The 20,099-nt window shown below is 40.3% G+C and carries 15 protein-coding genes; 11 read left to right on the forward strand and 4 right to left on the reverse strand.

Annotation, left to right across the window (positions count from 1 at the left end; translation table 11 throughout):
* The first annotated feature begins 467 nt into the window (after positions 1-467).
* Positions 468-1,586, forward strand: a complete 1,119-nt coding sequence (gene ald / locus ESV85_RS15660) for an alanine dehydrogenase (protein WP_146919195.1) — start codon at positions 468-470, stop codon at positions 1,584-1,586.
* 127 nt (positions 1,587-1,713) lie between these two features.
* Here the strand turns inward: ald and ESV85_RS15665 are convergent, their stop codons facing one another.
* The 3 genes from ESV85_RS15665 to ESV85_RS15675 all read right to left on the reverse strand — a co-directional run bounded on the left by ESV85_RS15665 (position 1,714) and on the right by ESV85_RS15675 (position 4,609).
* Positions 1,714-2,331 carry a DUF6992 family protein gene (locus ESV85_RS15665; RefSeq protein WP_146919197.1) on the reverse strand — a complete coding sequence of 206 codons (618 nt, stop codon included), beginning with the start codon at positions 2,329-2,331 and terminating at the stop codon, positions 1,714-1,716.
* Positions 2,332-2,441: 110 nt separating this feature from the next.
* On the reverse strand, positions 2,442-3,062 hold the full coding sequence (locus ESV85_RS15670; RefSeq protein WP_146919198.1) for a LysE family translocator: 621 nt from the start codon (positions 3,060-3,062) through the stop codon (positions 2,442-2,444).
* Positions 3,059-4,609: a GH3 auxin-responsive promoter family protein gene (locus ESV85_RS15675; protein WP_146919200.1), complete on the reverse strand. Its 1,551-nt coding sequence runs from the start codon at positions 4,607-4,609 to the stop codon at positions 3,059-3,061. Before ESV85_RS15675 ends, ESV85_RS15670 begins: the two co-directional genes overlap by 4 nt.
* A gap of 48 nt (positions 4,610-4,657) precedes the next feature.
* Between ESV85_RS15675 and ESV85_RS15680 the strand changes: the two genes are divergently transcribed.
* Complete coding sequence (locus ESV85_RS15680; RefSeq protein WP_146919202.1) at positions 4,658-5,326, forward strand: YggS family pyridoxal phosphate-dependent enzyme; 669 nt, start codon at positions 4,658-4,660, stop codon at positions 5,324-5,326.
* Between the two features lie 208 nt (positions 5,327-5,534).
* Complete coding sequence (locus ESV85_RS15685; RefSeq protein ID WP_146919204.1) at positions 5,535-6,731, forward strand: ATP-binding protein; 1,197 nt, start codon at positions 5,535-5,537, stop codon at positions 6,729-6,731.
* Between the two features lie 174 nt (positions 6,732-6,905).
* On the opposite strand, the gene ESV85_RS15690 is transcribed toward ESV85_RS15685, so the two are convergent.
* Entirely contained in the window at positions 6,906-9,152 is a 2,247-nt protein-coding gene (locus ESV85_RS15690) for a Tex family protein (RefSeq protein ID WP_146919206.1), read from the reverse strand.
* 154 nt (positions 9,153-9,306) lie between these two features.
* Between ESV85_RS15690 and ESV85_RS15695 the strand changes: the two genes are divergently transcribed.
* The 8 genes from ESV85_RS15695 to ESV85_RS15730 all read left to right on the forward strand — a co-directional run bounded on the left by ESV85_RS15695 (position 9,307) and on the right by ESV85_RS15730 (position 19,945).
* Positions 9,307-9,921, forward strand: a complete 615-nt coding sequence (locus tag ESV85_RS15695) for a class I SAM-dependent methyltransferase (protein WP_146919208.1) — start codon at positions 9,307-9,309, stop codon at positions 9,919-9,921.
* Positions 9,922-9,963: 42 nt separating this feature from the next.
* Complete coding sequence (locus tag ESV85_RS15700; protein WP_146919210.1) at positions 9,964-10,551, forward strand: TlpA family protein disulfide reductase; 588 nt, start codon at positions 9,964-9,966, stop codon at positions 10,549-10,551.
* A gap of 198 nt (positions 10,552-10,749) precedes the next feature.
* A complete protein-coding gene (locus ESV85_RS15705; RefSeq protein WP_146919212.1) occupies positions 10,750-13,140 on the forward strand; it encodes an ATP-binding protein in 2,391 nt (796 codons plus the stop codon).
* 6 nt (positions 13,141-13,146) lie between these two features.
* Positions 13,147-13,845: a hypothetical protein gene (locus ESV85_RS15710; RefSeq protein ID WP_146919214.1), complete on the forward strand. Its 699-nt coding sequence runs from the start codon at positions 13,147-13,149 to the stop codon at positions 13,843-13,845.
* On the forward strand, positions 13,845-15,122 hold the full coding sequence (locus ESV85_RS15715; RefSeq protein WP_146919216.1) for a cation:proton antiporter: 1,278 nt from the start codon (positions 13,845-13,847) through the stop codon (positions 15,120-15,122). The genes ESV85_RS15710 and ESV85_RS15715 overlap by 1 nt, the downstream gene beginning before the upstream one ends.
* 161 nt (positions 15,123-15,283) lie before the next feature.
* Positions 15,284-17,620, forward strand: coding sequence for a glycosyl hydrolase family 95 catalytic domain-containing protein (locus ESV85_RS15720; RefSeq protein ID WP_146919218.1), 2,337 nt, complete (start codon positions 15,284-15,286; stop codon positions 17,618-17,620).
* A 94-nt stretch (positions 17,621-17,714) separates the two neighbouring features.
* Positions 17,715-18,842 carry a hypothetical protein gene (locus tag ESV85_RS15725; RefSeq protein WP_146919220.1) on the forward strand — a complete coding sequence of 376 codons (1,128 nt, stop codon included), beginning with the start codon at positions 17,715-17,717 and terminating at the stop codon, positions 18,840-18,842.
* 509 nt (positions 18,843-19,351) lie between these two features.
* A complete protein-coding gene (locus ESV85_RS15730; protein ID WP_146919222.1) occupies positions 19,352-19,945 on the forward strand; it encodes a hypothetical protein in 594 nt (197 codons plus the stop codon).
* Positions 19,946-20,099: the final 154 nt, after the last annotated feature.

Raw genomic sequence — 20,099 nt, forward strand, 5'->3', positions numbered from 1 at the left:
TGAAAGCCAACCAAACGGCCCTATTTCCAACCTAGTGGGCTTACATTCCAATTTCACCCAAAAATCTCCTCTGATTAAGTTCTTTTCAACCTCTCTGAGAAATTCTTACTTTAGTCGGACACTAGTGATTATTATTTTTCAATCAAAAATTTTGAAAGAACGGTGAATCACGAACCTAAACAGAATTAAATTTTGATAATGGATCGATAGACAATAATAGAAGTAGGAAAATCAAAAACATTGCCCCCTATAAACCAAGCGTTTAGCTAAAAATTCACCTCAAAATTATCAATGCTTAAAAGTGGATTTTTAAAATATATTAAACACTTATCAAGTTAATCGAAATTAAATTTTGAAATCTTAGTTTTTTCGAAAGCATACCAAATACTATTCTTTACCGTGCAAATTGATAGCCTCCCGCTTATTATATTTGTGCGCGAATTTATTTAAATCCAAATATAGAAGTCATGATTATAGGTGTTCCTAAGGAAATCAAAAACAACGAGAACCGTGTAGCGCTTACCCCTGCCGGTGCTAAAGAATTAGTAAAAAGAGGTCATTCTGTATACGTTCAACATACTGCTGGTGAAGGAAGTGGATTCCCAGATGAAGTGTATGTAGAAGCTGGCGCTACTATTCTCCCTACTATCGAAGCCACATATGAAATCGCTGAGATGATTATGAAGGTAAAAGAGCCTATTGAATCAGAATACAAACTGATCAAAGAAAATCAATTGTTGTTCACCTATTTTCACTTTGCTTCCTATGAGCCATTGACTAAAGCAATGGTGGCAAGTAAGTCTGTGTGTCTGGCATATGAGACGGTAGAAAGAGCAGACAAAAGTCTTCCTCTTTTGATCCCTATGTCTGAAGTAGCTGGTAGAATGGCTGTACAGAAAGGCGCAAACTATCTGGAGAAACCACTTGGAGGAAGAGGTATTCTTCTCGGAGGCGTACCAGGTGTACTTCCTGCTAAAGTATTGATTCTTGGCGGTGGTATCGTAGGTACTCAGGCTGCTTGGATGGCTGCTGGACTCGGTGCTGACGTGACTATCATGGATCTCAATCTACAACGCTTGCGCTATTTGGCTGACGTAATGCCAGCAAATGTGAATACCATGATGTCTAATGAATTTAACATCAGAAAATTGATTCAGAATCATGACTTGATTATTGGTGCGGTATTGATTCCAGGCGCTAAAGCTCCTCACTTGATCACGCGTGATATGCTTAAAGAAATGCTTCCAGGTACTGTATTAGTGGACGTGGCGGTAGATCAGGGAGGTTGCATCGAAACTTGTAAGCCTACTACTCACCAAGATCCTACTTTTGTAATTGATGATGTGGTTCACTACTGTGTTGCTAACATGCCAGGTGCGGTACCTTACACTTCTACTTTGGCTTTGACTAACGCAACCCTTCCTTATGCTATGCAACTGGCAGATAAAGGTTGGAAAAAAGCAGCTCAGGACAACCCAGACTTAGTACCAGGCTTGAATATTATCAATGGAGACATTGTGTTTCAGGCAGTAGCAGAAGCATTTGACATGGATTACACTCCAGTTATAAAATATCTTGCTGACTAATCTCAGTTAAGCTTACTATCTACGAATCCCTCTGGTGAAAGCTGGAGGGATTCTTTTTTGCAGGCTGATACAAACTACAAAGGACAGGGAGGTTTAGCAGAAATCACATAGTCATTGGCGCATCATTTCATGGCCCCAAGTGGCATAGCAATGTTGAATCCCGTTGGGCCCAAACTAATCTGATAACGATCTGCGGAAGTTCCTTAGCATGTGTATGGTGAAAAGTATACATCACGGCATCAAATGTCAGCAGAAATGCACCTTGGAGGATAATTGACTTGCCAAATCCCACAAACTTATCTTTGCTGATCCGCAGTCCACGCTCTTTCAAATACATACCTCCAGCGATATAGGCCACATCCAGCGCAGCATTGAACAGCAATATTTTCTCCATATTCTGCTGAGCATCCATAGTACTCCAAAATTCGACTCCAGCATTTTCCTTAGTTGCTTGCCAATATCCAAATCCAGCAATGACTAAATTCACCGAATTCCAGTACAGATTCATTTGGTGAAAAGCCTGCGTTTGTCCACTCGTCTGGCTTGCAGCCATACCACCCCAAATCATATTTCCTACTGCCCATCCTCCCAAAATCAGCATCCCTTTTTCGTTGTACGAAATTCTGGTTTGATTAAACTTCTGAAGCTCGGGGATATTTTGTGCCAAAGTATCAAGAGGAATGAAAACCGCAGTAAGCAAGGCTATAAAAAGTATAAGTGAGTACGAAGGGGATTTGCTGAGCATAAGAAAAGATTTAAAACAGGTAAGAAATCTGAAATTTCAACTCACTTGTGAGATAGATTGTTTTTAAAGCTACCCAATACCCTGACTTATAGAATCTACGGTTTAAAAACCTACCCCATCGCAAACCAAATCAGCCGGAAACCAAAACCTATCATGGCTATTCCCACTGCTTTGTTCAGCCAAAACATAAACTTGGGAGTCACAAATTGGGATAGCTTCTTTGCTATGTAGGCTTTTGTCAAATCTATGGAGAAAACCGTAACAAGAATTCCAGCATAATAAAGCCATACATCCGCTGAATCATACGATTCCTTGAGATGAACCAAGCTGGCAATTGAAATCCAGAAAAGCAGCACAAAAGGATTGATTCCATTGATACTGAATCCTTTCAGAAAGGCACTTCGCTTCTTGGCTCTGCGCACTTCATCAACTTTAGCTTCAGGCTTGGCTGTTTGCTTTTTCACTAAGTAGCTTATTCCAAAACCAATCAAAATAGCTCCACCTACATAGCCCAAAACAGACTCAAAATAAGTAGCCTCTGCCAAGAACTTAATACCAAAAAAAGTAAGTAAGACATAGAGCGTATCACTAGTCAAAATCCCCAAAGCAACCATCGCAGCATAACGAAAACCGTTTTCCAGACTACTTTGGATTAAAGTGAAAAACACAGGGCCTATCATTGCCGACAGCAACAATCCCATGCTTACTCCTTCCAGCAAAGCCTGACTCACAACTTCACCTCATTTTTGAGCAGAAACTCCTGCCAACTTGCAGCTTTATCGCCCTTCAGCACCCGCGGAAATTTGTACTGCCCTCCTTCTTTTCCCTGCTCTTTTAGCCAATCATAAAAGAAGGAAGATGGCAACACCGTGACTTTTACTTCCTTCAAGGCATGGTTACGCTCCACCGCATAATCATCATTGAGCACCTTCAAATTCGCATCAATGGACTTTTTCAACAAACTTTTTTTGACTTTATCATCCGACCCTATGAACCAATGATGTGCAAACAAACTTCCGTGAGGCACTCCAAGAACAGTGAACTCACGAATATTCATATCATGTTCTTCAGCTGTCAGCTCAATGGCTTTGTTCATATTATCCACCGAAAGATGCTCTCCACATAGACTCAAAAAATGCTTTGTTCTACCGGTAATTATAATTTCTGATTCCTCTTTTGATACAAAACGGACGATGTCTCCAATCAAATATCGCCATGCTCCAGCGCAAGTGCTGATCAGTAGTGCATAATCTTTACCTTCTTCAATCTCATCAATTTTGAAAGTCTTTGCATCGACTCGGATATTTCCTTCCTCATCAAAATTCTCCTCATTGAATGGTACAAACTCATGAAAAATACCGTTGTTGAGTACTAAGCGCATGGATTTTCGATTTGGCAAAGCCTGAAATGCCAGAAATCCTTCTGAAGCCAAATAGGTTTCAAGGTATAAAAGTGGCTTACCCAATAGCCTCTCAAAACCTTTTCTATAAGGTTCAAAGGAAACTCCCCCATGCACGAAAATCTGGAGGTTTGGCCAGATCTCATGAATATTATTGAGCTGGTACCGCTCAATGATTTTTTCTATCAATATCTGAAGCCAAGCCGGCACACCTACGATAATACCTATATCCCAGGATTCGGCTTTCTCTACGATCTGATCTAGTTTATCTCCCCAGTTTTTGCTTCTTGAGATTTTTTTCCCTGGCTTATAAAAACGCTGAAACCAAATCGGCAATCTACCAGTGGTAATCCCGCTGAGATCGCCTGAGAAATAGGTACCGTTAAACTCCAAATCAGTACTTCCACCTAGCATCAAAATCCCCTTGGTCAAAAGTGAAGCTGGCAAGTCATATTTTGAAAGAGATAAAATCTGACGAACGCCTGTTCTACGAATAGCTTTCACCATATCCTTGGTGATGGGAATAAACTTGGAAGTAGCTCCTGATGTCCCACTGCTCAATGCGAAATGTCGTACTGGACCTGGCCAAGTTATATTTGACTTCCCTTCCAGAAGCTTATACCACCACTCGCTGTGTATGCGATCATAATCGTAAATCGGAACCTGAGCCTTGTATCGCTCATAAAACTCATCTTCACCACGGCGAAAACCTTTCAGTATTTTAGGGAAATCATACTTTTTGCCTATTTCAGTTTCAGCTGCATGAATCAATAATTTCTTCAATTCCTGACGCTGAAGTTCTAGTGGATGAGAATATTCTTGTTCTAAACTCTCTCTCAGTCGAATGCCTTTTTTTAGCAAAGTACTAATGATCGCCATATCTTTGTTTTGGTCCTTTTAGAAAAACGTAAAGCATAAAAATAGAAAATGGACATCAAAGCCAACCTTCAAGTAGTAAAAAAAACATTCTTAAATCAAGAATGCCTACTGGTAGCAGTGAGTAAAACCAAACCACTCGAAGATCTAAAAACCGCCTATTCGGCTGGAATTAGGGATTTTGGAGAGAATAAAGTGCAGGAACTTCAGGTGAAACAACCAGAAATGCCTGAAGATGTCAAATGGCATATGATCGGCCACTTGCAAAGTAATAAGGTTAAATACATAGCTCCCTTCGTGCATTTGATTCATGGAGTGGATTCCTTCAAGCTTCTTAAGGAGATCAACAAGCAAGGGGAAAAGATCGATAGAAAGATTAATGTGCTACTCCAAATGCACATAGCCGAAGAAGAAACCAAGTTCGGTTTTGATAAGGGAGAATTAGATGAAATGCTCACCAATCCGGATTTCCTAAGCCTAAGTCATGTGAAAATTCAAGGACTAATGGGAATGGCAACCTTCACAGAAAATAAAGATCAAGTCAGAAAGGAATTCAGAAATTTGAAGACCCTTTTTGAAGAGTTGAAAAGTCGTCCACTTCCAGAATTCGTCCAACTCGAAGACATTTCCATGGGGATGAGCGGGGATTACCTGATCGCTCAGGAAGAAGGAAGTACGATGGTGAGAATCGGTTCAGCGATTTTCGGAGGAAGGAGTTAAGGATAGTTGTTAGTTTTTAGTTTTTTGTTGTTGAGAATTGAAAATTATGAATTTAAAATTGGCGACTTACATCACGGAAAGAGTTTTAGAATAGCTAATCACTAATAGCGGAATCTATTTTGTCGATTTGAAAAGACAATATAAATATATTTATGTAGTTTTTATTCGACAATTATTAAATATATTTGCAGAATATATTCGACAAATAATGGATATTCTATTTTCAAATTCCCAAAACTTACTCAATCAAACTGACGGTAAGTTCTTCAGGTACCTTTTTGATAAAATAGAATGGAATCAGCGGATGATTGCCATTAAAGGGCCTAGAGGTTCTGGCAAAACAACCTTAATGCTCCAACGAATCAAGTATGGCATAAAGCCTCAATCCTACGAAGCGCTATACTTTTCTGCTGATCACTATTGGTTTTATACTCACAATCTGGTAGAGACAACCGCAACTTTTTACGAAAATGGTGGTCGCTTTTTATTCATCGATGAAGTTCACAAATACCCGAATTGGTCACGGGAGCTCAAGAATATTTATGATTCATATCCTGATCTGAAAGTGGTATTCTCCTCCTCTTCAGCACTGGATATTTATAGAGGTGAATCCGATTTGAGTCGCCGCGTGATCAGCTATGAATTACCAGGAATGTCGTTTCGGGAATACTTGAATTTAACTCAAGAGAAGAATTTTCTACCAGTTTCTCTTGCAGAAATCCAGAATTCACATTCACAAATCACTCCTGAGATCACCTCAAAACTCCAACCCCTACCAGCATTCAAGGAGTACTTGAAAAGGGGTTATCTCCCCATCATCACCGAGTCAAACTCAGAATCCATCCCGGTTTTCCTCCAGCAGATCATCAACACTGTAGTTGAGTCTGATCTGGCATTTATAGCTGATTACAATGCTGGAACAGCTTATAAAGTCAAAAAATTGCTTGGTGTATTGGCAGAGTCAGTTCCTTTCAAACCGAATGTATCTTCGATTGCAAGAAAAGTGGAAACCAGTCGGGACTCAGTGTATGAATGGCTTACCCAATTAGAAAAAGCCAGATTACTTAATTTCCTGATCGCAGAAGGTAAAGGCATTTCACTTTTACAAAAGCCTGATAAAGTGTACTTAGAAAACACCAATCTATCCTACGCATTAAAGGCTACTCCAGAAATCGGTTCGGTGCGGGAAACCTTTCTACTAAATCAACTCAAAAACATCAAAAAAGAAATCCGACTTCCAAAGTCAGGTGACTTCCAAGTGGATGATCTAGCGATAGAAGTTGGTGGCAAAAATAAAGATTCAAGCCAAGTCAACCACCACGAAAACTACCTCATTGCAGCCGATGAGATCGAGCATGGCTTTGGTAAAAAAGTGCCATTGTGGGTACTTGGGATGATGTATTGAAAAACTCCGCCCATGTGACTGTCTTCACTCACATTTTCAAATCAGTTAGTGGAGACTCTAATTATGGCTGAAGTATAAAAATAGAGTAGTAGTGAGTGAAGACACTCACTACTTCATAACTCTCAGCGCCTTCTCTGCGTCACCTCAGCGTACTTTGTGGTTAAAAGAAAGGGATCAACCTCCAAACTTCCCTTTCAGCATCTTCAGCTTATCAGCCATCGATCCTTCAGATTCTTTTGCCTGAGTTTTGACCTCTGGTTTTTTTTCCATCTTTTTTCCTCGCTCCGCAAATGGATCTGACTTCATACTCAGCCCAACTCGCTTACGTGGAATATCGATTTCCATCACTGTCACTTGCACTTTTTGATTCACTGATACGATCTCATTCGGGTCTTTTACAAAACGATCTGCCAAATGACTCAAATGCACCAAACCATCCTGATGAACTCCCACATCTACGAAAGCTCCAAAAGCCGTAATATTAGTCACCACGCCTGGTAGCTTCATTCCCACTTTTAGATCAGACATGCTGTTCACACTTTCTTCGAAAGCAAAAACTTCGAAAGTCTCACGTGGATCTCTTCCTGGTTTTGCAAGTTCCTCCAAAATATCCTGAAGCGTAGGCAAACCAACCGTTTCGGACACGTAATTCTTTAGGGAAATTCGATTTCTCAAGTCATCCGAACTCATCAAATCTGAAACCGAAGCATTCACATCTTTGGCCATCTTCTCTACCAAGGCATAGCGCTCTGGGTGAACTGCAGAAGAATCCAGCGGATGTTTTGCTTTACTGATTCTCAGGAAACCAGCTGCTTGCTCAAAGGCTTTATCTCCAAGTCTTGGTACTTTTTTCAGTTGAGCACGACTCTTGAAAGGTCCATTCTCATTTCTGAAATCAATAATATTTTGCGCGAGCGTAGGTCCCAAACCTGACACATAAGTCAACAGTTGCTTGGAAGCTAAATTCACTTCTACTCCTACTCCATTTACTACAGACATCACCGTGTCGTCAAGCGCATTTTTCAAGGCATTCTGATCTACATCATGTTGGTATTGACCAACTCCGATAGATTTCGGATCGATTTTCACCAATTCTGCCAATGGGTCCATCAGTCGGCGACCAATAGAAACAGCTCCTCTCACTGTCAAATCCAGATCAGGAAATTCCTCCCTAGCCACATCTGAAGCAGAGTAAATCGATGCCCCAGATTCATTGACCATGGTTACGATCACAGATTTTGGTAGGCCAAGACCTTTTACAAAAGCTTCTGTCTCACGACCTGCTGTACCATTACCTATCGCTATAGCTTCAATCCCAAATTTCTCCACCAATCCTTTTACATTCATCGCAGCTTCCTGATTTCTGCGATTGGCTTCGTGCGGGAAAATAGCTTCATAATGCAAGAATTGACCTTGTGGGCCCAGACAAACCAACTTACAGCCTGTTCGGAACCCGGGATCAATCGCCATCACGGACTTCTCTCCCAAAGGAGCCCCAAGTAGCAGTTGACGAAGATTCTCTGTAAATACTTTGATAGCTTCCTCATCCGCTTTACGCTTGGTAAACAGACGAACTTCTGTTTCCATGCTTGGCTTTAGCAATCTTTTGTAACCTTCCTTAATGGCGAGCTTCACCTGATCTACTGAAGAATTTGCCGCATCGGCAAGAATCATTTTCTCCATCTGATAGATCGCAGATGCTTCTTCTGGCACCGAATCCAGCATCAGGAAAAGCTCTTTCTCCCCTCTTCTCATCGCCAATACACGGTGAGACGGCGCGGTTTTTATAGGTTCAGACCATTCAAAATAGTCCTTGTATTTGATCGCTTCCTGCTCCTTTCCAGGTAGAACTTTCGATGAAAAAACACCTTCATTGAGGAAAAGCTTTCGCATCTTCTCTCTCAATTCTGCCTTCTCATTAATCCACTCAGCCATGATATCACGGGCGCCCTGCAATGCTTCTTCTATGCTATTTACCTCTTTAGAAGCATCCACAAACTTCTCTGCTTCAGCTTCCAGATTAAAAGACTTTTGCTCAAAAACCTGCTCAGCAAGTGGCTCTAAGCCTTTTTCTCTGGCAATAGTGGCCTTTGTTCTTCGCTTAGGTTTGTATGGCAAATAGATATCTTCCAGCTTGGACATGGTCTCAGCATCTTCTACTTTAGCCTTCAATTCTGGAGACAATTTCCCTTGTTCCTCAATAGATTTTAGAATCGCTTCCTTACGCTTAGCCAGCTCTCGCAACTGCAATACACGATCACGGATAGCAGCCACCTGCACTTCATCCAACTCCCCAGTAGCTTCTTTTCTGTACCGGGAAATAAACGGAATCGTTCCTCCATCATCCAATAATTGCACCGTGGCATTTACTTGATGTGGTTTAATTTGGAGTTCGGAGGCTATTTGTACTTCGTAATTCATATGGAAATGGGAATTCTACTCTTAATTGATAGTGCAAGTTAAGCCTCCTTTTGGAGACAAAAAGTGTGAAGTGTGAGAGTTATCACTAAGCGTCTGGGAATGTGGGGGTAATTTTGTAATGAAATTTTAGTAGGTAACATTGATTTAAGAAAAAGTGGAAAGTCTAGATAGAAAAATACATTGGGAGAACATCTACCAAACGAAAAACTTCGAGGATGTTGGTTGGTTTCAAGCTAAGCCAGAAACTTCTTTAGAATTCTTAGAGAAATTCAACGTACCAAAAGATGCTAAAATCATTGATTGTGGAAGTGGTGAGAGCTATTTTGTAGACAATCTTCTTGATCTTGGTTATCAAGACATAACTGTATTAGACATCTCAGAGAAAGCCTTAGAAAAAGTGAAAAAAAGGCTTGGAAGTAGAGCAAATAAGATAAAATGGATAGTTGCTGATATATCCTCATTTCAGCCGCCCGAAAAATACGATTTTTGGCATGATAGAGCCGCTTTCCATTTTTTAAAAGAGGATGAGGTCACCAAATATCTTCAGATCATCAAGGAAAACTTGAATCTTGGAGGTCATTTGGTTATAGGTACATTTTCTGAAAATGGCCCTACCAAATGCAGCGGAATTGAAATCAAGCAATATTCAGAAAACACACTTAGCCAAGTAATAGAGAAATATCTGAAAAAGATTTATTGCTTTACGATAGACCATATCACACCATCTAAGTCTACTCAGAACTTTATGTTTTGTGGCTTTCAAAACTAAAAAATAACCACACACTTTATAAACCGTACTTAGTACTCACAAATGGATTGGAAAAAAGAAATTAAAAGCTGGGGCATCTTGCTCAGCGTAGTGGCATTTTTATACTTCACTGGGCTTTTGCCAGTTATCATAGGGGGATTACAATCCGTGTTGCTTTCTACAGGTTTGATCAAACCGACCATTGAAGTTCCGGATCTCAAAGAGCAGCAATTCGACTACCGAGGGAAGTTTCTGACATTTGATGGACAGCAAATCGACCTGGAAAGTTACCGAGGCAAAACACTCTTCATTAATCTTTGGGCTTCTTGGTGTGGACCATGCCGAGCTGAAATGCCGCATATTTCTGAGCTGTATAAGTCCGTTCAAGACGAGCCTAACTTAGAATTTCTGATGATTGGGATTGATAATGACATCAAGAAAAGTCAGGGATTTCTAGAAGGAAAAAGCTGGACTTTCCCTACAGCTCATGCTAGTTTTGGGCTGAATCAAAGTTTACAGAGCCAATCCATTCCTACTACCTTGGTAATAAACCCGGAAGGAAAAATCGTCTTTTATCAGGAAGGAATGAGCAATTTCAACACAGATGAATTTCGGGAGTTTTTAATAAACCAATCCAAAATTTCAGAGTAAGGAAAACTAATTCTGCTGCTAAAAGAGCCCAATTGTAAAAGATTTGATGACTATCTGTCAAAATTTTTATAATTTATCCTTTTCAAAATGGTTGGATACTTGATCAAATCAGGTGCCTGAAACTTTCTCAGAAAACAGAAATTAACTTGGGTTTATCAGCTCATTTTTCTTTTTCTTTGACTTCCATTGTCAGCATCTATGAACAAAAAAAGCCCTTCTACCCAAGAATTCGAAGTAAACGAAGGCAAATTGATGGATTCTGTTTTGGAGGAATTTCAGGAATTCAATTCTGGTGTAGCAGTACAATCTTCGGCAGATGAACTCTACTCCTATCTCCTCATACAAGGTAGTAGCTTACTCGCAGCATACAGCAAAGCTGGAGACACTTGCCTTGACATGGCTGGGAAAAACACTGAAGTAACGGATCCAGATCATTATCTCGTTCACTTCTCCTATCCTGATCGCTTCAAATCAATCATTCTGCTGGTACGGGATGTCTTACTTCAGCTAAGCATAGCCCATCTTCGCTACCTTGAGAAGCTAGTTTCAAAGGAAACGGTGATTGATCATTTCGAAAAATCAAAAACCCTTCTCCTCACTGAATCAGAAAAATCCTTTAACTATTTCAAGGTTGAGCGCAAGAGCCTACTCGAAAAGCCTGAAGTGCTCAAACGGAAATTAGACTCAGTGAAGCATTTTTCCAATCCTTGGAAAACGTACCAGTTGCAGTTCGAAACTATATTGGGCCAATTCAAGGAAATAGAGCTTAACTATACTAGACTTGACCAAACCATAAATCAATATAGACTTATTCGGGAGATGATACTCCAGATGAGAACGGACGTTCAGAAAACTAATGCCCTATTGGCAGGCAAAGCCGATCTATGTCTGAATGGGCTTAAAAACATCAGCGAAGTACAGCAACTCAACGATATAATTAAGTCTTTTGATGATCTTATCACTTCAGGAATCAGCCAGGAGATTCGTCCCGAAAGCACGATTCGAGATCTGGAAGATTCTGTAGATAAACTTCCGTCACTCTCTGTTCCTGTAGGCGCACAAGAGGGATACTTAATTTTAAAGAAAGTAGATTTCAAAAAGTCGGCTGAAAAGTGGTTGGATTATGAAATTCTGCCCTACCTCTCTGATTTATGGGATGGCCAGGAGGCTAATTTCTCACATCTTCTAAATGTTGCCACGCAAATTAAAAGTAGCTTGTTGGTTGCCAAAAAGACGCAGCAACTCACTAGTTTTCATGGTGAGATTTCGTCACTGAATTCGATCAACCAGGAGCAAAAAAATACAATTTCTCAAAGTGAAGATGCAGTTGCTCATATAGAGAAGGAGCTCGCACTAAAATTCAAGGTAACAGAGATTTTCAGGGAAGAGGAATACCTTAAAGTCCCTTTACAAACCAATTTCTCTTTATTATCCAACACCAAACCTGGTAACCTCAGGTATTTTTCTGCTCAAGTAGCGCAGCTTTTCAGAAATGTCGGAAAGCAAGTAAAGGACGTTCAGGAAAAAACACCACATCAGCGGTTAGAGATTGCACTGGAGATTCTAGAAACGAGAAACGAGAAAGAAACGCCAGACCACTACCACTCCTTGTTCTTGAACAAGAATTTCATCGGTGATCTGTTTTTAGTGAAACGAAAGCAGCAAGAAGAAGCTCTGGAGAAAATCATTCCATACTGGAAAAAAGGTCAAAGTAGATCCCTTGCTGTAGTTGGAGATCCTCTTAGTGGCAAGTCCACACTTTTGGAGTACGCTACACATCAATTCAAGTCAAATGATGTGCATCACCTAACTCCCGGTGGTGAAATCAGCATAGAAGGTAGAAAGCTCAAAATGGGTAGAAACCTAGAAGAAGTATTAAGCTTCGTAAAAAGATCCATTAGTAATTCAAAACCCATACTTGTCATAGATGATCTTCACCTCTGGCGTGATTCAGATCGCTCACTGCTCACCAATGTCATTTCGTTGGTAGACTTCATGAGTCTGAATGCTTCCAAAGTATTTGTAATTGTCGCTATTACCAATGCGCTTCGGTTACATTTAGACACCAGAATCCCCTTTTCGCAAAGCTTCACAAATCTTCTGGACACGAATCTTTCCACTACCGACGAAATCTACAAAGCAGTAATGCTACGTCATGGAGCATCTCACCGTACCTTATTTGAGAAAGAAGGCAAGGTGATGAATGATGGACAACTGAGAAAAAGAATTGGATGGTTGACAAAAAAATTCGATTTTAACATCGGAGCAGTTTTACAGGCGTGGATTTTCTGTACAGATGTTCAGGAGGATAGCTCGATTCAATTTTCAGAGAAAGAAACTCATCTCAACGATTTTCTCTCCACCACAGAACTTCTAATTTTAAAAAACTGCTTGCTCTTCGGATATAGCAGCGATCTTGAACTCAAAAATTTATTTACTGACCGCTTCGAATCGGAGTATAAACCTGCCATACGAAAACTCCTAAATATTGGTGTTTTGGATAGAGATCCTAATGGCTATTTAATAGTGAAAAATACAGTAAGACAGGATCTTTACTCTATTTTGAAATACAGAGAATTACTCGCTTGATAAGAAATGAATCACTGGAATGATCTTTACGCATTAATCCTTATCGTCTTTGCGATCTATCTTTTCCTATCCTTATGTTTTTTCGGGTTTACCCGATATTTGAAAAAAAGGAGGATCAACGAAAGGTATTTAGCCTTAGTCAATAAAATTCGACTTTTCTATAAGCCGATCGCTTGGCTGGTAATCATTGGCGGTTTTATAGCATTAGATCCTGTGACCCATGGTTTGATAATAGTATTGGTAGCGGGATTCGGCTACAAGCAATTAGGGAATTATATCAGTGGACTCTTCATCCGAGCCAGTCCTTTGCTTGCGACTGATACCCTTGTGAAAGCTGGAAAGATCCATGGCAGGATCAATCGTATTGGAAGTTTGGGGATGGTACTTGGCACTGACCAAGGAGAACGCTGGGTTTGGTATCATTCTTTTGACCGAGCTGGTTTTACGTTAATTTCCAATCAGACGAATGTGCTTCAACGAGCACTTTACCTACGTTCAGAACTTAGTAAAGAAGGTCTTTTAGATTTGATTTTTAATCATCCCATCCTGGCTCTCGGCAAACCTACTAATCTGAAAGCTCTAGCTACTAAAAACACCTTCCTAATGCATTACACATTAGTAAAAGGTGCGCGACACGAAGATTTTATTAACTACCTGCATGGCCATAAAGTCATGACCAATTCTACTGAAAACTTTGACGCCTAATGGAAATCATCTCTTCATATAATCTGATCATTGAGTTTTCGGTGATTATTATTTTATCCTTCCTATTCAACGGCTTGTCTAAAAAAACCAATATCCCTGCGGTATTGATGCTGATAGCTCTAGGAGTCATTTTACAGTATGTATTGCACTATTTCACCTCTGAAACGATAGACTTTTTCCCAATTTTGGAGGTTCTAGGTATAGTAGGATTGATCATGATCGTGCTGGAAGCTGCTCTTGAGTTGGAGCTCAAACGCGAGAAACTGGTACCAATTCTCAAATCACTAGCTATAGCACTGATCGGGCTAGCTCTTTCCACTTGGGCAGCAGCGAGTATCCTTTATTATTTCATTCCGGACATGACCATGCAGTCCGCCTGGCTATATGCTACACCTCTGTCTATCCTTTCCAGCGCTATCATCATTCCGAGTGTGATTGGGCTGAAAGGTAAAAAGCGGGAGTTTCATATCTACGAAAGTACCTTTTCAGACATTTTGGGCATCATGCTTTTTTACTTCCTGTCGGGAAAATTAAATCCAGCAGAAGATTCAGGATTGGTGGGATTTGGGGGAAATTTCCTACTGACCATTACTATCTCTCTAATCGCGAGCTATGCTATTATATTGATTTTTCAGAATATCAAAAGCAATGTCAAGCTGTTTCTAATGATCGCAGTATTGCTTTTGCTCTATGCGTTAGGCAAAAAAATGCACCTTTCCTCACTGATTATTATTCTGATTTTTGGTCTGGTCATCGCCAACATGAAGTTGTTTTTCAAAGGACGACTTTCACGCTTGCTGGATTATGAAAAAGCACATCAGATTTACCATCAGTTACACACGATCACTGGGGAAACTGCATTTGTGGTACGTACGCTTTTCTTTGTGATTTTTGGGCTTACTATTACGATCACCTCCCTGTTTAATATGCAGGTAGCATTGATTAGTAGTATGCTGATCGGATCGATTTACGCAATTAGAGTAATCCTGCTTTTGATTTTTGAAGGAAAAGACGTTATCCCGCAAGCATTTATCGCACCGAGAGGTTTGATCACTGTATTGTTATTTTATGCCATTCCTGAGGAGGCAGAAGTAGCAGGTTTCGAACCTGGGATATTACTCTTTGTCATTATCGGAACGAGTCTGATTATGACTTTCGCGATGATCTACGAAAAAAGACGCTCATCCAAAGCTGTTGATTTAGCGAGCAGCAGAGCTGTGGGTTCCGTTAAATGGAAGGTGCCAAGTGTTATAGAAAACGAAGAAAAAGCAAGCTAAGCATTGTGATTTTTGGCTAGTTAGCGGTTCTAAATGCTTATTTAAGCCAAAAGTCTAGTTTTGAATATCACCGTTTATAGGAATCAAATAGGCATTTAAGAACATTTTGGGTTGGCGACTTCAAAGATTTGTCGTAATCTTATTTTTTGACCCAAAATACCATGAAAAAGTTCTTCCTAAGTGCTCTAGTATCTCTTTGCCTATACAATTTTACGTTTTCTCAATCCTCCTCCATTCTCTGGTATAATCAACCTGCTGCGGAATGGGAAGAAGGCTTACCAGTAGGAAATGGTCGTCTTGGAGCTATGGTGATGGGTATTCCGGGACAGGAACATCTTCAGCTCAATGAGGATTCTCTCTGGCCGGGAGGATATGATGACTGGGGTTTGGCAGAAGGAAAAAGAGCGGATCTAGATCAAATCAGAGCCTATTTACTAGCTGGAGAGAACAAAAAATCAGACTCACTTTTGGTGTTGAAATTTTCCAGAAAAGAAATCACAAGATCTCACCAAACCATGGGAGACCTCTGGTTCAACTTCGATTGGATAGAGTCAGAGAATTATAGAAGGAGCCTAAACCTTGAGACGGCGACGGTACTCACCCAATTCATAAGCGAAGGATATGAAGTCAGTCAAGAAGTGATTGCTTCTGCACCTGATGAAGCCTTGATCATTAGATTTAAAACCACTCATCCTAAAGGCTTCAATGGGCAAATCACCATGAGCCGTCCTAAGGACAATGGCTTTGCGACAGCAAAAACTACAGCCCTTAATGATAGACAGTTAGAAATGTCTGGGATGATCACTCAGCGTGGCGGAAAATTAGATTCCAAACCATTAGAGATTTTGAACGGTGTGAAATTCCGCACTTTATTATTTGCACAGAATCAATCTGGCGAGATCTCGACTACCGATTCCACTTTGGTGATTTCAGGAGCGAAAGAATTCACGCTAAAGATGGTCTCAGAAACTTCATTTTATCATACCGATTTTGAGGCAGAGGCAGACCGACAGCTAGAAAAAATTCAATTAAAAAGCTGGGGAGAACTACTTCACTCACATGAAAAGGAATACGCATCTTGGTATGATCGCATGAGTTTGCAATTAGGCACAGATGTCCCAGACAACATTGCAACTGATGAGAGAATTGAGCGGGTTAAAAACGGAGAAATTGATTTGCACTTGGAGAAGCTTTTGTTCGATTATGGAAGATACCTTTTGATATCTTCTAGTCGCCCAGGCAGTAATCCGGCAAACCTACAAGGAATTTGGAATAAGCATATCGCTGCTCCATGGAATGCAGATTATCATGTGAACATTAATCTACAGATGAATTATTGGCCAGCGGATGTGACTGGTCTAGGAGGACTGAATGAGCCACTTTTTCGATTTATTGATGGTGTGATCGAAAATGGAAAGAATGCTGCCAGAGAGAATTTCGACATGGCTGGCTCCATGGTTCCGCACACGACCGACCTTTGGCAAGTTGCTTTTCTGCGTGCAGCTACTGCCTATTGGGGTAGCTGGATCGGTGCTGGTGGCTGGATAGGGAGACATTATTGGGATCATTATTTATTTAGCCAAGACACTAAATTCCTTGAAGAACGTGCCTATCCCGCATTGGAAGCTATTTCAGCATTCTATTCTGATTGGCTGGTGGAATACCCTAAGGATGGGACTTTGGTCTCCTCTCCTTCCACCTCACCAGAAAATCAATTTATCAATGCTAAAGGAGAAACTGTAGCATCCACTATGGGTGTGGCGATGGATCAACAGATTATTGCAGATGTATTTAATAATTATTTAAAAGCATCTGAGCTACTTGGAAAAGAAACTCCACTTCGTGAAAAGATAAAGAATCAACTTGCAAATCTTAGACCAGGCGTACAGATAGCTGAAGATGGAAGAATACTTGAATGGGATCAACCCTATGAAGAAAGCGAAAAGGGACATCGTCACATGTCCCACATGTATGCTTTTCACCCAGGTGATGCAATTACATCAAGCGCAACGCCGGAGGCTTTTGACGCAGTAAGAAAAACCCTTGAATACAGACTGGCAAATGGCGGAGCAGGAACTGGCTGGTCACGCGCTTGGCTGATTAATTTCTCTGCAAGATTATTGGATGGAGAAATGGCACATGAGCATATTCAAAAGCTACTTTCCCAGTCACTTTATCCAAATTTATTTGATGCTCACCCCCCTTTTCAAATTGATGGGAATTTTGGTTACACAGCTGGATTAGCAGAAATGCTTGTTCAATCGCATGAAACTGGAATGATTCGGCTACTACCTGCTTTACCAAAAGCTTGGGAAAATGGAAGTGTGAAAGGGCTAAAGGCCAGAGGGGATTATACAATCGACATGACATGGGCAGATGGCGAACTCAAAACATGCCGTATTCATGCTGGAAAAAACGGTAAAGTCATGGTTTATTATGATGGGTCAGAAATGGATCTGGATCTAGAGAAAGGACAGAGTTTCGAGATTGAATTATAAAGTCCTTACAGCACAACTAATTATCTCAGCATTAATGAAGGAACTTTGACTTACCCAAAGTGATAATCACCGATGCTATCGCTAAATTCGAACAATGATCCGAAAGTTTATTACCCTATTCCTGTTAACTGTTTTTATCTGGCTTATTTGGTCTTCTTCAGGGCGAAATACACCACTACCTGAAGCAATGCATCATATTAGTTTAGTAGAAGAAGTTAATTCTAGCGATAGCCTGCCTCATAATATTATTGGAATACAGCCCGTCATGGATGTTTCTGATTACTTCATGCAAACTACCTTCAAAGATAAGGTCCGTCAATATTTAGTATCGGTTAATAGAAAGTCTTTAATCCAGAAAAACTCAATAATCGTCTACCCTGAGTCTATTGGCACATGGCTTTTTTTACTTGGAGAAAAACATAACATCATCGAAAAACCTTCTTTTTTAGAAGCAAGGAAAACACTAGTCTATAGTAATTCCTTTGACTACATGCTTGGCTATGTCAAAACTTCGGATGAAAAAGACAAGGAATTGTCAGCAATCTTCCGGATGAAAGCCAAATCAATGCTAAGCGCTTACTACGAGACATTCAGTGATCTATCAATGGAAACAAGTGCTTATATCGTAGCTGGATCCATCGTACTACCTGAGCCCAGAGTCGTCGACGGAAAGATTTATATTAAATTAAATGGGCCACTTTATAATGCTTCTTTCATCTTTGGACCAGATGGCTTAGTCATCGGACAGCCTATTTTGAAAGCCTTTCTAAATGAGTCAGAAGCTCAGTACATGACGGCTGGAAATCCTCAAGATATGCAGGTTTTTAACCTTCCTTTTGGCAAAACAGCTGTAATGCTGGGAACAGATAATATGCATCCGGAGTCCTACGAAAATCTTATCAAAGACGAAGCAGAAATCTTGTTGTCTCCTTCATTTTATTCCTCTGACAAAAAAATGAGCGATATAAAACCATCAACAGACAGTTTGAAGACCCTGCAATCAACTACTAATCGCGCGATCAGCGCATCGTCAATAAGTTATGATGTCGATAAATTTTTAAGCTTACTTGAAAGCACTAGTGTTCAAGTTGCCTTAGGTGTATCCATGCACGGTGAATTATGGGATTTAAATAATCCAAGTCCACCTTTAGCTATTTTCAAAGGAGACTCCCTTCCTCTAACTCCTTCTGACCAAGGAGCAGTATGGTCATTGAATTTCTAATTAGACTTATAAAATTATGTGTATTCGGATATCTGCACGTATGTTCAATCAGGCTTCGACTGCGCTCAGCCTCCGGTCAATTTTGGCTTAAAGGGAGAGGGAGAGAATGCGGCACCGCCGCATTCTCTCCCTCTCCCTAGATTTTAAGCTTAAATTCGGTTCCTGAGCGCAGTCGAAGGGAAAGGTATTCAAAATATTATTTTGGCACGTGCATTCATGCGGATACACATATATAAAATTTACATTTTAATCAGTCAATTGCTATTTAAGACCTTCATCAGAGCAGTTGAGATTCAGCAATGACCCTCCAATAGCATACCAGGAAGGCTGCTTTCTGCGATCAGAAGTTGAATGTTTGAATAGCTTCAGTTCACTGATGCGTAATTATAAAAGCTTCAGCTTGTAGTATATTAAGCTTGCGCAAAAGCATTGAGTAGTAATTGCCCTATTAACATGTTGTAAGCCTAAAAGAATAGCATTAAATTACTTCTACATTAAACTCCAAAATTATGAAAACGCTCTTCTCCTTTATTTGCATCTGCTTGATGTCAGTTCCAAGTTTTGCACAAGATAAATCTGTTGCTACAAAAGAAGTCCAAATCAAAACTGCTGTACTAGCAGCTCCTGATGAAAAACAAGCTGACGCTACCGTTATGGGATATAATGAAAGTGGAGAGTTGATAGAACTACGGAAAGGATCGAATGGGATGATTTGCCTTGCTAGTGATCCAAATGGAAAGGGCTTTAGTGTTTCTTGTTATCAGGCAGATTTAGAACCTTTTATGATCAGAGGAAGAGAGCTTAAAAAAGAAGGTAAATCATTTCAGGAAATATTCGATACCAGAGAAGCAGAAGCAAAAAGCGGCAAACTCAAAATGCCAGCTGAAGGGGCTACTCTCTATGTGCTTACAACAGATGCCGAAAATTACAATAAAACTACTGGAGAGGTATCTGACACCTATCTAAGATACGTGGTGTATTTACCTTGGGCTACTTCTCAAACTACAGGACTTCCTCTGAAGCCAAGTGCACCGGGCATGCCATGGATTATGGATCCAGGTACTCATCGAGCACATATTATGATTACACCAGTTAGGGATTAATTCTTAGCTTATTGTTTTAAAAAAGGCTCAGCGGGTTTCTATTGAATTAGAAACCCGCTGAGCCTTTTTAGTTAGAAAACCCTGACTGGAATAGTCTATTCATGAAAATGCCCTGCGACATTAATGATGTTGCAGGGCAGATTTAGTAGTTGAT

The sequence above is a fragment of the Algoriphagus aquimarinus genome, assembly GCF_007997215.1.
In the GTDB taxonomy this organism is placed as follows: domain Bacteria; phylum Bacteroidota; class Bacteroidia; order Cytophagales; family Cyclobacteriaceae; genus Algoriphagus; species Algoriphagus aquimarinus_A.

Coding starts and splice junctions, on each gene's coding strand:
- ald (WP_146919195.1), top strand. CDS start 468: ATGATTATAGGTGTTCCTAAGGAAATCAAAAACAACGAGAACCGTGTA.
- ESV85_RS15665 (WP_146919197.1), bottom strand. CDS start 2,331: ATGCTCAGCAAATCCCCTTCGTACTCACTTATACTTTTTATAGCCTTG.
- ESV85_RS15675 (WP_146919200.1), bottom strand. CDS start 4,609: ATGGCGATCATTAGTACTTTGCTAAAAAAAGGCATTCGACTGAGAGAG.
- ESV85_RS15680 (WP_146919202.1), top strand. CDS start 4,658: ATGGACATCAAAGCCAACCTTCAAGTAGTAAAAAAAACATTCTTAAAT.
- ESV85_RS15685 (WP_146919204.1), top strand. CDS start 5,535: ATGGATATTCTATTTTCAAATTCCCAAAACTTACTCAATCAAACTGAC.
- ESV85_RS15690 (WP_146919206.1), bottom strand. CDS start 9,152: ATGAATTACGAAGTACAAATAGCCTCCGAACTCCAAATTAAACCACAT.
- ESV85_RS15700 (WP_146919210.1), top strand. CDS start 9,964: ATGGATTGGAAAAAAGAAATTAAAAGCTGGGGCATCTTGCTCAGCGTA.
- ESV85_RS15705 (WP_146919212.1), top strand. CDS start 10,750: ATGAACAAAAAAAGCCCTTCTACCCAAGAATTCGAAGTAAACGAAGGC.
- ESV85_RS15710 (WP_146919214.1), top strand. CDS start 13,147: ATGAATCACTGGAATGATCTTTACGCATTAATCCTTATCGTCTTTGCG.
- ESV85_RS15715 (WP_146919216.1), top strand. CDS start 13,845: ATGGAAATCATCTCTTCATATAATCTGATCATTGAGTTTTCGGTGATT.
- ESV85_RS15720 (WP_146919218.1), top strand. CDS start 15,284: ATGAAAAAGTTCTTCCTAAGTGCTCTAGTATCTCTTTGCCTATACAAT.
- ESV85_RS15725 (WP_146919220.1), top strand. CDS start 17,715: ATGATCCGAAAGTTTATTACCCTATTCCTGTTAACTGTTTTTATCTGG.
- ESV85_RS15730 (WP_146919222.1), top strand. CDS start 19,352: ATGAAAACGCTCTTCTCCTTTATTTGCATCTGCTTGATGTCAGTTCCA.